The organism is Janibacter endophyticus (genome assembly GCF_016888335.1).
GTDB classification, from domain to species: domain Bacteria; phylum Actinomycetota; class Actinomycetes; order Actinomycetales; family Dermatophilaceae; genus Marihabitans; species Marihabitans endophyticum.
In genome coordinates this window covers 153,826-168,143 of the sequence record NZ_JAFEJG010000004.1, presented here as the reverse complement: position 1 = coordinate 168,143, position 14,318 = coordinate 153,826, and the positions used below count along the sequence as shown (strand labels likewise).

The following is a 14,318-nucleotide window of genomic DNA, read 5'->3' as shown; positions in this document are numbered from 1 at the left end:
CCCCTTCTGCAGACGGGGGTCAGTCGAGGTGGTCGACGAGTTCCGGCGCGATCCCGATGTAGGTCTGCGGGGTCATCGCCGCGAGGCGCTCCTCGACCTCCGCCGGGAGCCCGAGGCCCCGGACGAACTCCACGAGCTCGGCCTGCCTGATCCGCCGACCGCGGGTCAGCTCCTTGAGCCGCTCGTAGGGCTCCTGCATGCCGGGCACGCCCTGGGCACCGAGCGCCCGCATCGCCGACTGGACGGGCTCGCCGAGCACCTCCCAGTTCGCGTCGAGGTCGGCGGCCATCGCCTCGGGGACCGCGTCGAGACCGGCGAGGCCCCGGGTCGCGTTGTCGATGGCGAGGAGGCTGTGCCCGATGGCCGTGCCGATGTTGCGCTGCATCGAGCTGTCGGTGAGGTCACGCTGCAGCCGAGACTGGACGAGCGTGCTCGCGAGCACGTCGAGCAGGGCCGTCGAGACCTCGAGGTTGGCCTCGGCGTTCTCGAAGCGGATCGGGTTGACCTTGTGCGGCATCGTGCTCGAGCCGACCGTGCCCTGCCCGCGCACCTGGGCGAAGTAGCCCATCGAGATGTACGTCCAGACGTCGGTGCACATGTTGTGCAGCACCCGGTTGAAGCGGGCGATGTCGGCGTAGACCTCGGCCTGCCAGTCGTGGCTCTCGATCTGTGTGGTCAGCGGGTTCCACGTCAGGCCGAGGCCCTCGACGAAGGTCCGGCTGATCTCCTGCCAGTCCGCGCCGGGGACGGCGGCGAGGTGCGCGCCGTAGGTGCCGGTCGCGCCGTTGATCTTGCCGAGGTACTCCGCGCCGGCGATGCGGCGCAGCTGGCGCTGGAGGCGGTAGGTGAGCACGGCCAGCTCCTTGCCCATCGTCGTCGGCGTCGCCGGCTGGCCGTGGGTGTGGGCGAGCAGCGGGACCTCGCGCAGGTCGGAGGCCATCGTCGCGAGCGTCTCGACGAGCGCCTCGGCCCGGGGGAGCCAGACCTGCTGCACAGCGCCCTGGACCATGAGGGCGTACGAGAGGTTGTTGATGTCCTCGCTCGTGCAGCAGAAGTGGATGAGCTCGGCGAGGCCGGCGTCCGCGTCGGCCGGGGCGATCTCGCGCAGCCGCGCCTTGAGGAAGTACTCGACCGCCTTGACGTCGTGCTGGGTGACCTTCTCGGTCGCCGCCATCTCGTCGATCTCGTCGGGGCCGAAGGTCTCGACGACCTGCCGCAGCCGGGCCTTCTCGTCCCCGGTGAAGGCCCGGACGCCCGGCACGACCTGCTGCTCGGTGAGGTGGATGAGCCACTCGACCTCGACGTGCACCCGCATCCGGTTCAGCGCCGGCTCGGAGAGGTGGTCGACGAGGGCGGCGACCGCCGGGCGGTAGCGGCCGTCGAGGGCTCCGAGGGCGATCTGCGGGTGGGCGGTGGCGAGGCTCTGCATGCCCTCATTGTCCCAGTCCCCGTGAGGTGCGCGCGCGGGGTCCGAGCAGGGTGGCCCATATCGCAGATCCAGCTCGCTGACCTGCGAGAACACCCCCTTCTTCCGTCCTCGTGACGCGGCCCCGAGCCCTACCGTGGGAGCAGGTCGGGATGCCCGGCCGTGGCGGACCAGTGGCGCATCCCGCTCGACGGCCGCCGAGATATCCGGAACGACTGCACGGCCCGGACCGGGCCACGAACAGGAGCAAGGATGAACCACGACCACGACATCGACGCCCTCCAGCGCGCGGACGTCATCGACAGCACGGGCGACAAGGTCGGTGGGGTCGGACAGGTCTATCTCGACGACGCCACCGGCGAGCCGAGCTTCGTCACCGTCAAGACCGGCCTCTTCGGGAGCAACGAGAGCTTCGTCCCGCTGCGCGGCGCCCAGGTTCCGGCGAGGAGATCCGCGTCCCGTACACCAAGGACGTCATCAAGGATGCGCCGAACATCTCCGAGGACGGGCACCTCGAGCCCGACCAGGAGGCGCAGATCCACGAGTACTACCGCTCGCAGGGTGACGCCTCGGGCCTGGGTGGCGCAGCCCTGGAGCGCGACCTGCACCACGACGGCGACCTCGACCGGGGCCTGGACGACGACCTCCGACGGGAGCGCCCTGTGGGCGACCCCGGGCGTCCCGTCGACCGTGAGCCGGTGGCCGACCACGACCAGCTGCACAGCGACGGACTCGACCGAGAGCGTGGCCTCGAGCGTGAGCCCGGTCGGCTCCGCCGCCACCCCGGCCGGGCCGACGAGCCCGGTCGCTGACCGCCCCCGCCGACGACGAAGGGGGATCCCCGACGCCGGGGATCCCCCTTCGGTCTGCCTGCCCCCTCAGCCTCGCCGGGCGAGCTCCTCCCGGACGAAGTCGACGACCCCGTCCGCCGCCGCGACGACCTCGGCGTAGGTCTGGTCGAAGGAGGCGTCGTCGCCGTACCAGGGGTCGTCCATCGCCTGCTCCGCCTCGTCGAGGCCGGTGGCGTCGAAGGAGCGGAACATCCGGATCTTCGCCCGGTCCTCGTCGCGTCGCGCCATCTTGCGCAGCGTCGACCAGTGCCCGTGGTCGGCCGCGAGCACGAGGTCGAGGGCGGGCAGCCAGGCCCGGTCGAAGACCCGTGCCCGGTGGCCTGAGTAGTCGGTCCCGTGACCGTTGCGGCGCAGCACGTCGAGCGTGCGCGGGTCGGCGGGGTTGCCCTCCTCCCACGCGGTCGTGCCGGCTGAGTCGACGACGACCTGGTCGCCCAGGCCCGCCGCCTCGAGGCGCTCACGGAGGATGAACTCGCCCATCGGCGAGCGGCAGATGTTGCCGGTGCACACGACGCAGATCCGGTAGGCGCTCACAGCCCGACCGCCTCTCTCAGCTGGGGTCCGGTGTACCGCGGGACGTCCTTGCCCGCGATGGCCTGCTGCTCGGCGTCGACGACGAGCTCGACGAGCCGCTCGCTGACCGGGGTGGGGATGCCGTAACGCTCGCCGAGCACGACGACGACACCCTGGAGCTCGTCGATCTCGGTCCGGCGGCCCCGCTCGAGGTCGTCGGCCATCGAGCTCCGGGCGTGCGGGGAGACGCGCAGCGAGGTGCGGGCGAGGGCGACGAAGACGGGGGTCGGGGCGCGCAGGACGTACGGCACCAGTGCCGCGGGCAACGGGCCGGTGCGGTCGGGCGTCACGCCGGCCGCCTTGCTCACGGCGATGGCCTCCTCCTGCGCCCCCGCGAGGACCCGGCGGTAGTCGCGGTCGCGCAGCTCCTCGCGCAGCGTCCGCCCGGAGAGCGCGTTGATCGCGTTGTTGAGGTTGAGGAGGAGCTTCCCGATGAGGGCGCCGCGCATGTCCCCCCGGACGTCGACGTGCAGGCCGGCCCTCCGGGCGATCTGGACGAAGGGGTCTGCCCGCGGGTGGTCCTTGACGGTGATCCCGCCGCTGGTGGTCGCCTGGTAGGTCGCGGGGTCGTCGGCGACGACGTTGTGGTGGACGATGCCGGAGAGGACGAGCGGACGGCTCGCGCGGGAGGGGAAGGAGCGCTGCAGCCCCTCCTCGAGGACGGAGACGTTGCGCACGCCGTTCTGCAGCGAGATCACGAGCGACTCAGCGGTGAGGTACGGGCCGATCTGGGCGGTGATGTCGTCGTTGTCGACGGCCTTCGTCGTGAGGAGCACGAGGTCGTGACCGGCGACGGCGCAGATCTCGGTCTCGAGGCGGAGCTTGTCTGCCGGGACGTGCCGTCGGGTCCCTTCGAGGGTGGTGACGGTCAGGCCGCGCTCGCGGACCGCGTCGATGACCCTCGGTCGGCCGATGAGGGTGATGTCGGCGAAGGGGGCGAGGTGCCCCCCGACGTAGCAGCCGATGCTGCCCGCACCCACGATCGCGACCCGAGGTCGGCTCACGCGCTGCACCCTCTCTCACGACACGGGGGCGTGCGCCCCCTCCTGCTCCGGTCGATCGTACCCATGCCCCTTGTAGCAAGTGCTTGACACAAGGGGTGCGACGGGAGGAGAGTCCGCCTTGTAGCAAACGATTGCTACAAAGACTCCTTCGGAGGCCCCCATGGCATTGTTCCCTCTCCTCCTGGGCGCCACCGTGCTCACGATCCTGCTGCTCCTCGGGTTGGCCATGACCATCGTCTCCGGCTCTCGACCAGCCCGCGAGATCGCCGTCAGCCGAGACGAGGCCGACCACGTCGCACGCGTGCGTCGCCGGGGGCTGGTCGTCGACCTCGTCGCGGTCGGGGCGGGCATCGCCGTCGCCGTGGCGGTCCTGTCCGGCGTGCTCGACGGCCTGCCTGGCCTGGATCTCGGCCGCGGGACGCTCCTCGCCCTGGGCGCGGGCGCGTTCGTCGGGGTGCTCATCATCTGCGTCGGCGAGCTGACCACCCCTTCGCCCGAGGGGCGGGTGCGCCACGCGGGCCTCGCGCGCCGCTCGCCGAGCTCCTTCGTCGGCCGCGGGCCGGCCGTCGTGGCAGGCCTCGGGCTGGCCACGCTCGCGGCCGTGCTCACGACCGGGGTCCTCCTCGCCTCTCCCGACGACATGGGCCGCGAGGGCCGGTCGATCAACATCGTGTGCCCCCTGCCCGACGGGGCGGCGGTGGGCTCGGGCCACGGGCCCTTCCCCGGCTCCTTCTACGCGGTGCCGATCGCGCTGGGCGGCGTCGGGCTCGTCCTGCTGACGGCAGTCAGCCTCTCGGCGGTCGCTCGCCGCCCCGGGCTCGGAGTGGGGTCTGCGCCGCTGGACGCCGCGCTCCGCAGGGGCTCCGCCACCCGCATCCTGGGCGCGCTCGGCGTCGCGGCCTGGGGGACGACCGTCCCGATCGCAGCGGCCCTCGCGATGGGTCTGCGGGCGATGCGTCGGCCGATCACGTACGGCATCGACGGTGTTGAGCAGAGCGTCGCGTGCGCTCCGGGGGCGTACGGCCCGCTGATGTGGGCTGCGGTCGCTGTCGCGGCCGTGGCGCTCGTGCTCGCCCTCTGGAGCCTCGCCGAGGTTGTCACCGGAGGGCGGCGAGAGCTCTCGGACCTCACCGTGACCGAGCGGACGACCGCCGAGGTGAGGTGGTGACCGAGGCATCGCTCGCCGTCGACCTCGACGACCCGACCCCGCCCTACGAGCAGCTGCGGCGGCAGGTGGCCCAGCACATCGCGACCGGGGCCCTGGCCGAGGGGGATCGGCTGCCCACCGTGCGCCAGCTCGCCCGCGACCTCGGCCTGGCGGCCGGCACCGTCGCCCGCGCCTACAAGGAGCTCGAGTCCGCCGGCCTCGTCGAGACCCGCCGCGCGGCGGGTACCCGGGTGCTCGCGCGGGCCCGCCCCACCGCCCGGCAGGTCGAGGCCGAGCTCGCGTCCGCCGCCCGCGAGTACGTCGCCCGGTCCCGAGCGCTCGGGGTGGACCCCCTTCGCGCCGTCCAGGCCGTCGAGGCCGCCCTGGGCTGACCGCGTCAGCGGGCGTGCTGCGGGACGTACTCCTCCGCGGACGACGGGGTGACCTCGTCCCCCTTCGTCTGGCCGTGCCGGGCGAGGGACTCGCCCTCGACGTCGACGTTGGGCAGGATCTTGTCGAGCCAGCGCGGCAGCCACCAGGCCTTGTCGCCGAGCAGGTACATCGCCGCGGGGATGAGCACCTGCCGGACGAGGAAGGCGTCGAGGAGCACGGCGAAGGCGAGCGCGAAGCCGATCGACCTCACGAGCGCGTCGTCCTGGAGCACGAAGGCCGCGAAGACCGAGATCATGATCGCCGCCGCCGCGGAGACGACCCGGGCGCCGTAGCGGAAGCCGTCGATGACCGCCTCGCTCGCCGTCTCGCCGTGGACGTACGCCTCGCGCATCCGGGTCACGAGGAAGACCTGGTAGTCCATCGCGAGCCCGAAGACGATGCCGACGATGAGCATCGGCAGGAAGCTCATGAGCGGCGCCGGCTCGACGAGACCGAAAAGTCCCTCCTGGAAGACGAGGACCGTGGCCCCGAGCGTCCCGAGCACCGACAGGAGGAAGCCCGCGGCCGCGGTGAGCGGGACGAGGATCGAGCGGAAGACCATCATGAGCAGGACGAAGGCCAGCCCGACGACGACGGCGAGGTAGGGGACGAGCGCCTCGAGGAGCCTCTCCGAGACGTCGGTCTGGATCGCGGTGAGCCCGGTGACGCCGACGGTCGTGCGGCTCTGGTCCTCGATCTCGCCCTGACCGTCGCGCAGCGCGTGGAGGAGGTCCTCCGTCGCAGGGTCGTCGGCCGCGGTCGTCGGGGTGACGAGGACGATCGCACCATCGCCCGCCTCGTTGACCTGGGCCACCTGGGCGTTGGCGACACCCTCCTGGCCGGCGGCCCACTGGACGACCTGGCCGAAGGCCTGCTGCCCGGCCTGCGGGTCGGCGGCGGCCTCGCGGGCGTCGACGACCACGGCGAAGGGGGCCTGCCGGCCGGCGCCGAAGCCCTCGGTGATGAGGTCGGCGGCCCTGCGCTGGGTCGTGTCGACCGCGGCCGTCGAGTCGCTCGGGAGGGCGAGGTGGATGTCCTTGACGGGCACCGCCAGGGCGACGAGCAGGGCCGTCACCGCGAGACCGATGAGCAGCGGCTGCTTGCCGACGAGGCGGGCCCAGCGGGTGCCGTTGTTGACGATCTCGCCCTCGGTGACCATGTGGTCGGCGCGGACCCGGCCGGCGAAGGCCTTGCCCTTGAGCGCCCCGAGGATCGCGGGCAGCAGGGTGAGCGAGACGAGGACGGCGACGAGGACGGTCGCGGCGGCGGCCATACCCATCGAGGTGAGGAAGGGGATGTTGACGAGGGCGAAGGCGGCGAGCGCGATGATCACCGTCAGCCCGGCGAAGACGACGGCCGAGCCGGCGCGCCCCACGGCGAGACCGATGGCCTCCTCACGGTCGGAGTGCCGCAGCTCGGCGCGGTAGCGGGAGAGGATGAAGAGGGCGTAGTCGATGCCGACCGCGAGACCGAGCATCGTCGCGAGGATCGGCGTCGTCGTGCCGATATCGGTGAAGATCGTGGCGATCGAGACGCCGATGACCCCGACGCCGACGCCGACCATCGCGGTGAGGATCGGCAGGCCGGCCGCGACGAGCGAGCCGAAGGTCAGGACGAGGACGACGAGGGCGAAGGCGACACCGATGAGCTCGCTCGTCACGCCCGGCTCGGGGAAGCCCTGCATCGCGGGGCCGTTCGCCTCCGCGGTCAGCCCCGCGTCACGGGCGCTCTGGAGGTGCTCCTTGACGGCGTCCCGGGTGCCCTCCTCGACGTCGACGATCGAGTCGACGCCGAAGGTCCACGAGATCGTCCCGATCCGGCCGTCCTCGCTGAGCGGGGAGACGGCGGCGAGGTTCGCGCGGGTGACCTCCTCGGGCTGACCGGACTGCTTCGCGGCCTCGAGCATCTGCTGCTCGATCCCGGCAGCAGCCTCGACGGGCGGGACGAGCGCGGCCCTGGCGGCCTCGTCCATCTGGGGGACGGTCGCGAGGTCGGCGACGAGGGCCTCGACCGCCTGGGCGTTGTCGGGGTCGCTGAGCGTCTCGCCCTCGGGGGCGGCGACGACGACGGTGGCGCTGGCCTCGTCGAGAGCGTCGCCGGTGCCGGGGAAGAGCTCGGTCTGGAGGATCTGGGCCTGCTCCGAGGGGATGCCCGGGATGCTGAACTTGTCCACCATCGGATTGGCCTGCGTCGCGGCGCCCCCGAGGGCGACGACGAGCGCGAGCCAGGCGACGATGACGATCGGCCAGCGGCGGTAGGCGAGCTTGCCGAGGCGGTAGAGGGCGGTTGCCATGGGGTGTCCTTGGTCGGGTCGGTCGGGTGCGGCCGGCGTCGTCGACGGCCCATGGGCGAAGGGGGGTGAGGCTCACCCCGACGGGTCAGGCCCGGGGGCCTGCCGCGTCGCGCAGCAGCGCGAGGTTGGTCTCGATGCGCTCGGCGAAGGCGCCGAGCCCGGGGCGGTCGAGGGCGTCCTCGACGGAGAGCTGGAAGACGGCGGCGGCGGCAGTCACGACGACGCGGGCCTGCTGCTCGTCGACGTCGGGCCGGCTGCTGATGTGGCCGACGAGCTCGGCGAAGAGCGTCTCGACGCGCTCCTTGAAGCGGGGGATGAGGTCAGGGTTGGCGACGAGCACGTGGTGGAGGCGGCGCCAGTCCTCGATGCCGGCGCCCTGGGCGCTCGCGGCGGCGGCGGCGACACGGACGATGTGGCCGAGGAGGTCGTCCTCGGCGGGGCCGTGCAGCTGGTCGACGAAGGCCTCGGTGAGCTGAGGGAGCGTGCCGAGGACGGCGCTCTCCTTGGAGTCGACGTGGTTGAAGAAGGTGCGTCTCGAGATGCCGACCCGAACGGCGATGTCGTCGACGGTGACGTGCGTCCAGCCGCGCTCGGCGACGAGCTCCTGGGCGGCGCGGGTGATCGCCCGCGCGCGCTGGGACCCGCTCGCCGAAGCGGTTGCACTATCAGTCACATCGTGCAGTGTTGCACTCTGCTCACGATCGTGCAAAATCCGCGCCAAGCCCTTCGCACGAGCCAAGGCTCGTGCGAAGGGTTGGACCGGGACCGGGTCGCACGAGCCTTGGCTCGTGCGAAAGGGGTGGGAGGTGCGTCAGCTGGCGGGGGAGAGGGTGCCGGTGGACTCGCCGTGCTTCTTGCAGACCGCGGTCCAGGCACCGCCCTCGGTCGCGACCGTCAGCTCGCGGCGGCAGGACGCGCAGTACGTCGGTGGGGTCTTCGCCAGGGCCTGCTTGCAGGCGGTGTGCCCGCCCTTGGTCCGACTCCGGCCGCAGTGATGGCAGTACGTCGCGGTGACGACGGGCGGGATCGCGCCCAGGGTGTCCGCGTCGGAGTGGCCGGGGTCGGCGGCGTAGGGCAGGTCGCTCATGCCCTCAGTTTCCCAGGAGGTCGCCGAGCATCCCGCCACCGCCCCCGCCGCCGCTGCTCTGGTGGCCCCCTTCGGTGACCGACTCGCTCGGCTGGACGAGGACGTAGCCCTGCCCGCCGAAGGCCATCTGGAAGGTCTCGCCCGTCCCGCCCCGGACCATCGAGCGCAGCCCGCCGGTGTCGACCCGGATGTCCATCTGGACACCGGCGGTCCACAAGACCACCGCCTGCGCGTCACCGTAGGTGGGCGCGCCCGAGACGTCGAGGGCGACGGGATCCCCCTTCGTCGTGACGGCCACGTACCCACTGCCGCGGAGCTCGACGTTGTAGAGGCCGCCGGTCATCGCCGCTCCACGGGCCTGGATCCGCTTGATGTCCCACCGGATCGAGTCGGAGAAGGCGAGGACGTTGGCGCCGTTGACCGAGACCATGTCGTCCTCGAGGTACATCACCTGGACCTCGCGGGCCTCGTGCGCGACGAAGAGCTCGCCCGACCCGGTGCAGCGCATCATCTTCACGCCCTCGCCCGTGGCGGCGGCCTTGACGAGCTTGCCGAGACCGCCGGAGCCGGTGTTCTCGAAGCGGATGTCGCCCTGGTAGGCGACCATCGAACCCGCCCGCGCCCAGACCGGGCCGTAGCCCATCTGGATCTTGAGCAGCTTCTTGTTCTGCAGCGAGAACTGGTCCGGGGAGCTCTGCTCCTGGAACTCGGTGAAGAGCGAACCGTGGATCGGCATGGTCGAGACCCCCTCCTGAGTGCGGCGGCCACGGTGGTCGCCGAGGACGACAGTAGGGCGGACGAGGGCGGCGCCGTAAGGGGGGCAGCCCTACATCGTCAGGGCGAGCACCCCGGCCGGGAGCAGCCCGACGAGGACGACGAGCGTGTAGACCCCGGCCGCGTGCCAGGCGGATGCCGGCCGCGTGGCCAGGAGGTCCATCCGGGCGGCGACGTGCGCCTCGTCGGCGGCGCCGAGCATCGCCTCCGGCGTCCGGGAGCCGGCGAGGCGGACGAGGGCCCGGGCGAGCGGGACGTCCCCGGTCCGTTGCCGGGCCGCGCGGTCCGCAAGCACCTCGATGAGCAGGCGCACCTCGGAGAGCGCGCGGTCCGAGCGCAGCCACCGCGGCGCGCTGCGGTGGGCGACGGTGAAGTACTCGAGGAGCAGGTCGTGGCGCTCGCCGAGGTGGGCGCGCTCGTGGGCGAGCACGGCGTCGAGCTCGTCCTCGGGCAGCTCGGAGAGCGTGGCGGTCGAGAGGACGACGCGGCGCCGGCGCCCCGGCACGCAGTAGGCGGTCGGGGTGTGGTGCTCGACGATCGTCAGCCGGCCGTCGCGGTGGTCGTCGCCGACGAGGCGGAGCAGGGCGCGGTGGCGACGCCGGGCGCTGCGCAGCGTCGTGCCCACGAGGTGCCCGTTGACGAGGATCAGGCTGAGGCACTGCGCGCTCGCGACGAGGGCGACGAGCGCGGCGGCGACGTCGATCCCACGACGGTCCAGGGGCCAGATCGAGATCGCCGCGACCGGCCCGGCCGCGATGACGCAGACGGTGCCCGCCAGGGCCGTCGTCTGCCACAGGAGCAGCGCCGCCCGGGGGGAGCGGCGCAGGCCGGGCAGGGCGCTGAGCACCCTGGGCGCGGTGGTGACGAGGAGGACGCCGACCGCGACGAGGAGGATCGCGGTCATCGACGCCGACGGCGAAGGGGGACCACGGAGCGTGACGAGGTGGACTCGGTCTGGCCGGTCGCCTTCGGCGCCTCGGCGGCGCGCGTCTCGACGGCGTCGAGGGCGGCGCGCAGGCTGGCGATCTCGGCGGGGGTGGCCTCCTCGATGAAGTGGAGGATCGCCGAGGTCTTCTCCTCGTGCGGGATGCTCTCGAGGGGGTCGCGCATCGCCTCGGCCGTCATCTGCTGCCGGCTCTGGGCGGCGCGGTAGCGCCATGCGCGACCGTCCTGCTCGCGCTCGAGCACGCCCTTGTCCGCCAGGCGGGTCAGCACCGTCATGACGGTCGTGTACGCGAGGTCCTTGCCGGTCTCGATCCGCTCGAGGACCTCCCTGACGGTCAGGCCCGCCTCCGGCCCTGCCCAGAGCACGTCCATGACCGATCGCTCCAGAGATCCCAGGGAGCTGCGCGCGCTAGGCATGTCCGATCACCTTCCCGTTCTTCGTGATGCTGCTCAGGTCGACCACGTGGTCGACCAGGTCGGTCCCGACATCGTGGTGCGACACGAGGATCACGGTACGTCCTGGTGCGCCGGCGAGGAGGTCTGTGATGACGGCCTGTGCCGTCGGGTGGTCGAGGTGCGCGCCCGGCTCGTCGAGGAGGAGCACGGGGCGGTCCGAGACGAGGGCCCGGGCGATGGCCAGGCGGGTGCGCTCGCCGCCGGAGACCCCGAGGCCGCCGACGCCGAGCCGGGAGTCGAGTCCGTCGTCGAGGCCGTCGAGCCAGGTCTGCAGGCCGGCGCAGCGAAGGGCGTCGAGCAGCTCGTCGTCGGTGGCCGCCTCCTGCTGGGGGCCGCGGGCGAGCCGGAGGTTCTCGCGGAGGGTGGAGGCGAAGACGTGCGGCTCGTCGTCGACGACGGCGACGAGCGAGCGGACGTCGGCGACGGGCAGCTCGGCGGTGTCCTGACCGTTGACGAGGTAGCTGCCGGTCGTCGGGTCGAGGTGCCTGCCGAGGACGGCGAGCAGGGTCGACTTGCCGCTGCCGTTCGCCCCGACGAGGGCCAGGTGCTCGCCCGGCTCGATCGTCAGGGACACAGGACCGAGGTGGGTGGCGCCTCCGGTCCACGACGCGGTGAGGTCCCGCAGCTCGATGACGGGGGCGCTGGCCAGGGTGCGCAGCCGCTCCCCGGCGGTCGTGTCGACGTCGGCGCGATCGACGACGGCCGGGTCCTGGTCGAGGAGGGCGTCGAGGCGGGTCTGACCGGCCGTCGCGCGAGCCAGCGCGCGGGTGGCGTCCGTGAGCACGCCGAGGATCTCGCCGGTGGCGACGGGTGCGAGGACGAGGAGCGCCTTCACCGGGGTCGAGACGTCGCTGCCGATCGCCACCCAGGCACAGCCGAGGGTCGCGAGCGCCGTGACGAGCAGGACGCCGCCGGAGACCAGGGCGCGACCGCGGGCCTGGCGACCCAGCTCGGCCCGCAACGCGCCGTGGGCGTCGGCGACCCAGCCCTCGGCGGTCCCGGTGGCGCCGATGGCACGCAGGTCGTCGGCGTAGCGGGTCGCGAGGTGGCTCACGCGGGTCACCTCCGCGCGGGCGGCGAGGACCTCGGCCTGGGCGGAGGCCTCGAGGCGGTAGCAGAGCGCGACGAGGGCGGCGCAGGCGGCGAGCATGCCGGCGAGGACGAGCCCGGCGGCCGGCTCGAAGAAGGCGGTGAGCAGGGTGGCGACGACCCCGGCGAGCAGAGCGCCGATGACGGGCACCGTCACCCGGACAGCGGCCTCGGTGATGTCGGTGAGGTCGTCGACGACCCCGGTCAACAGGTCGGTGCGGCCCCTCCGCCCGAGCCGGGCGGGGGTCAGCGGGACGAGCCGCGCGTAGGTCTGGGCGCGTCGGTCGGCGAGCACCTCGAGCGCGGCGTCGTGGCTGCGCAGCCGCTCGAGGTAGCGGAAGACCGGACGGCCCAGGCCGAAGGTGCGCACCCCGACGATGGCCGTGATGAGCAGGAGGATCTGGGGCCGCTGGTCGGCCCGGACGATGAGCCACCCCGAGGTCGTCGTCAGCGCGACACCGGAGGCGGCGGCCGCGCCGCCGAGCAGCCCGGCGATGATGATCTTCGGGCTGACGGCGAGGACGCCACCGTCCTGCCGCCGGGGCGCACGGGAGGGTCGGGCGATGCTCATCGGGCCCCGCCCCCCTTCGTCGCCGTGGCCTGGGGAGACCCATGATCCCCCGCCGACCTGGGACCGGCCTGGGACGAGTCGGTGGGCGACTCGAGGTGCACGTGGTGGTCGGCGCGGGCGACGAGCTCGGGGCGGTGGGTCACCGCGATGACGGTGCGGGTCTGGGCGATCCGCTCGATCGCGTCGTGCACGGACGCCGTCGCTGCGACGTCGAGGTGGGCGGTCGGCTCGTCGAGGAGGATGACCGAGGCGGGGGAGAGGACCGCGCGGGCGAGGACGAGCCGGGCGCGCTGGCCGGCCGATAGGCCGAAGCCGTCGTCGCCGACCGGCGTCGAGAGCCCCTGCGGCAGCCCGGCGACGAAGCCCTCGAGGCCGACCTCGCGCAGCGCGGTCCACATCGCCGCGTCGTCCGCGTCCCTGCCGAGAGCGAGGTTGCCGCGCAGGGTGGGTGCGCCGAAGAAGGGACGCTGGGTCACGAGGTGCACGGCGGGGGCGAGGACGGTGCCGGCGGTCGGGGTCCGCAGCCCCGCGACCAGCTCGAGCAAGGTGGTCTTGCCGACGCCCGAGGTGCCGGTGACGGCGGTCAGGCCGCTGCCGGCGCTCAGGCTCACGCCGTCGAGCACCGCCCGTTCGGTGCCGGGATAGGTGTACGAGAGGTCGGTGACGACCACGGCTCCCGGCTCCGCCCCCTTCGTCCCCGGCTCGCCGGCAACCCCGGCGGACGAGCGAGAGGCGAGCTCGGCGAGGATGCCCTGGACCGCCTCCGCACCGTCGGCCGCGGAGTGGAACTCGCCGCCGACCCGGCGGACCGGCCAGTACGCCTCCGGGGCGAGGAGGATCGTGAGCATGCCGACCCACAGGTCCATGGCCCCGTAGGTGAGCCGCAGACCGACGAGCACCGCGACGATGGCTACGGAGATCGTCGCGAGCAGCTCGAGCGCCGCCGAGGACATGAAGGCCAGGCGCAGGGTGCGCATCGTCGCCCGGCGGTGCCGCTGGCTGACCTCCTGGACCGAGCGCACCTGACGGTCGCCGCGCCCATAGGTGACGAGCGTCGGCAGGCCGGTCATGACGTCGAGGAAGTGGCCAGACAGGTCGCTCAGGGCGCGCCACCGCTTCCGGGTGTCCTCGGCGGTCGACATGCCGATGAGCACGGCGAAGAGGGGGAGCAGCGGCAGGGTGAGGATGACGACGAGCGCGGCCGGCCAGTCGAGGACGAGCAGGGTGAGGATCACCAGCGGCGGCACGACGGCCGCGGTGACGAGGGTCGGCAGGTACTTCGCGACGTAGGGCTCGACGCTCGCCGTGCCCTGCGCCGCGAGGGTCAGCGCGCGCGAGGGCTCGGGGCGCTCCTCGGCCGGGCGCTGCAACCAGGTCGCGACGAGCTCCTCGCGCAGCTGGGTGCTCACCTGCGCTCCGGCCCAGGCCGCGACCCGCTCGGAGACCGCCGCGAGCACGGCCCGGAGCGCGAAGATCCCCAGCGTCGCGAGCGCCGGGGTGAGGATCGGCTCGCCGCGCACGACGGCGACGACGAGCGTCGTCAGCGCGAAGGCCGAGGCGATGGTCGCCAGACCCCCGAGGACTCCCAGCGCTCCGAGCACCCCCACCGGGCGCCGCGTCTGCGGTACCAGGCGGAGGAGTCGGAGGTCGAAGGGGGCGGCCATCGGGTG

At 73.1% G+C, this 14,318-nt stretch carries 14 protein-coding genes; 3 read left to right on the top strand and 11 right to left on the bottom strand.

All coding sequences use genetic code 11. The features are described 5' to 3' along the window. Positions 1-19: 19 nt before the first annotated feature. Positions 20-1,429: an adenylosuccinate lyase gene (purB, locus tag JNO54_RS00840; protein WP_204142182.1), complete on the bottom strand. Its 1,410-nt coding sequence runs from the start codon at positions 1,427-1,429 to the stop codon at positions 20-22. Between the two features lie 249 nt (positions 1,430-1,678). Between purB and JNO54_RS00835 the strand changes: the two genes are divergently transcribed. Next, the gene (locus JNO54_RS00835) at positions 1,679-2,377 is read left to right on the top strand and encodes a PRC-barrel domain-containing protein (RefSeq protein WP_233703135.1); all 699 of its coding nucleotides are present in this window, start codon (positions 1,679-1,681) and stop codon (positions 2,375-2,377) included. Here the strand turns inward: JNO54_RS00835 and JNO54_RS00830 are convergent. Together JNO54_RS00830 and JNO54_RS00825 are read right to left on the bottom strand one after the other, a co-directional pair. Then, positions 2,305-2,811 carry a low molecular weight protein-tyrosine-phosphatase gene (locus JNO54_RS00830; protein WP_204142181.1) on the bottom strand — a complete coding sequence of 169 codons (507 nt, stop codon included), beginning with the start codon at positions 2,809-2,811 and terminating at the stop codon, positions 2,305-2,307. The genes JNO54_RS00835 and JNO54_RS00830 overlap by 73 nt on opposite strands. After that, positions 2,808-3,854 carry a 2-dehydropantoate 2-reductase gene (locus JNO54_RS00825; protein WP_204142180.1) on the bottom strand — a complete coding sequence of 349 codons (1,047 nt, stop codon included), beginning with the start codon at positions 3,852-3,854 and terminating at the stop codon, positions 2,808-2,810. Before JNO54_RS00825 ends, JNO54_RS00830 begins: the two co-directional genes overlap by 4 nt. Before the next feature lie 160 nt (positions 3,855-4,014). On the opposite strand from JNO54_RS00825, the gene JNO54_RS00820 reads away from it, so the two are divergent. Both JNO54_RS00820 and JNO54_RS00815 read left to right on the top strand, forming a co-directional pair. Then, complete coding sequence (locus JNO54_RS00820; RefSeq protein ID WP_204142179.1) at positions 4,015-5,022, top strand: hypothetical protein; 1,008 nt, start codon at positions 4,015-4,017, stop codon at positions 5,020-5,022. Further along, positions 5,019-5,393 carry a GntR family transcriptional regulator gene (locus JNO54_RS00815; protein WP_204142178.1) on the top strand — a complete coding sequence of 125 codons (375 nt, stop codon included), beginning with the start codon at positions 5,019-5,021 and terminating at the stop codon, positions 5,391-5,393. Before JNO54_RS00820 ends, JNO54_RS00815 begins: the two co-directional genes overlap by 4 nt. A 5-nt stretch (positions 5,394-5,398) precedes the next feature. Here the strand turns inward: JNO54_RS00815 and JNO54_RS00810 are convergent, their stop codons facing one another. From JNO54_RS00810 to cydD, 8 genes are all read right to left on the bottom strand, one after another. Then, complete coding sequence (locus JNO54_RS00810; RefSeq protein WP_204142177.1) at positions 5,399-7,726, bottom strand: MMPL family transporter; 2,328 nt, start codon at positions 7,724-7,726, stop codon at positions 5,399-5,401. 85 nt (positions 7,727-7,811) lie between these two features. Beyond that, the gene (locus JNO54_RS00805) at positions 7,812-8,399 is read right to left on the bottom strand and encodes a TetR/AcrR family transcriptional regulator (protein WP_204142176.1); all 588 of its coding nucleotides are present in this window, start codon (positions 8,397-8,399) and stop codon (positions 7,812-7,814) included. A gap of 138 nt (positions 8,400-8,537) precedes the next feature. Then, positions 8,538-8,813, bottom strand: a complete 276-nt coding sequence (gene bsaP / locus JNO54_RS00800; protein WP_204142175.1) for a biotin synthase auxiliary protein BsaP — start codon at positions 8,811-8,813, stop codon at positions 8,538-8,540. A gap of 4 nt (positions 8,814-8,817) precedes the next feature. Beyond that, positions 8,818-9,549, bottom strand: a complete 732-nt coding sequence (locus tag JNO54_RS00795) for an AIM24 family protein (RefSeq protein WP_204142174.1) — start codon at positions 9,547-9,549, stop codon at positions 8,818-8,820. Positions 9,550-9,639: 90 nt separating this feature from the next. Next, positions 9,640-10,491, bottom strand: a complete 852-nt coding sequence (locus JNO54_RS00790; RefSeq protein WP_204142173.1) for a M56 family metallopeptidase — start codon at positions 10,489-10,491, stop codon at positions 9,640-9,642. After that, positions 10,488-10,949, bottom strand: a complete 462-nt coding sequence (locus tag JNO54_RS00785; protein WP_204142172.1) for a BlaI/MecI/CopY family transcriptional regulator — start codon at positions 10,947-10,949, stop codon at positions 10,488-10,490. The genes JNO54_RS00790 and JNO54_RS00785 overlap by 4 nt, the downstream gene beginning before the upstream one ends. Further along, the gene (gene cydC, locus JNO54_RS00780) at positions 10,942-12,648 is read right to left on the bottom strand and encodes a thiol reductant ABC exporter subunit CydC (protein WP_204142171.1); all 1,707 of its coding nucleotides are present in this window, start codon (positions 12,646-12,648) and stop codon (positions 10,942-10,944) included. The genes JNO54_RS00785 and cydC overlap by 8 nt, the downstream gene beginning before the upstream one ends. Continuing rightward, entirely contained in the window at positions 12,645-14,312 is a 1,668-nt protein-coding gene (gene cydD, locus JNO54_RS00775; protein WP_204142170.1) for a thiol reductant ABC exporter subunit CydD, read from the bottom strand. The genes cydC and cydD overlap by 4 nt, the downstream gene beginning before the upstream one ends. Positions 14,313-14,318 lie beyond the last annotated feature (6 nt).

Bases quoted from the DNA above. Each gene is read 5' to 3' on its own strand.
- purB (WP_204142182.1), bottom strand. From the start codon at position 1,429: ATGCAGAGCCTCGCCACCGCCCACCCGCAGATCGCCCTCGGAGCCCTC.
- JNO54_RS00835 (WP_233703135.1), top strand. From the start codon at position 1,679: ATGAACCACGACCACGACATCGACGCCCTCCAGCGCGCGGACGTCATC.
- JNO54_RS00820 (WP_204142179.1), top strand. From the start codon at position 4,015: ATGGCATTGTTCCCTCTCCTCCTGGGCGCCACCGTGCTCACGATCCTG.
- JNO54_RS00810 (WP_204142177.1), bottom strand. From the start codon at position 7,726: ATGGCAACCGCCCTCTACCGCCTCGGCAAGCTCGCCTACCGCCGCTGG.
- bsaP (WP_204142175.1), bottom strand. From the start codon at position 8,813: ATGAGCGACCTGCCCTACGCCGCCGACCCCGGCCACTCCGACGCGGAC.
- JNO54_RS00795 (WP_204142174.1), bottom strand. From the start codon at position 9,549: ATGCCGATCCACGGTTCGCTCTTCACCGAGTTCCAGGAGCAGAGCTCC.
- JNO54_RS00790 (WP_204142173.1), bottom strand. From the start codon at position 10,491: ATGACCGCGATCCTCCTCGTCGCGGTCGGCGTCCTCCTCGTCACCACC.
- JNO54_RS00785 (WP_204142172.1), bottom strand. From the start codon at position 10,949: ATGCCTAGCGCGCGCAGCTCCCTGGGATCTCTGGAGCGATCGGTCATG.
- cydC (WP_204142171.1), bottom strand. From the start codon at position 12,648: ATGAGCATCGCCCGACCCTCCCGTGCGCCCCGGCGGCAGGACGGTGGC.
- cydD (WP_204142170.1), bottom strand. From the start codon at position 14,312: ATGGCCGCCCCCTTCGACCTCCGACTCCTCCGCCTGGTACCGCAGACG.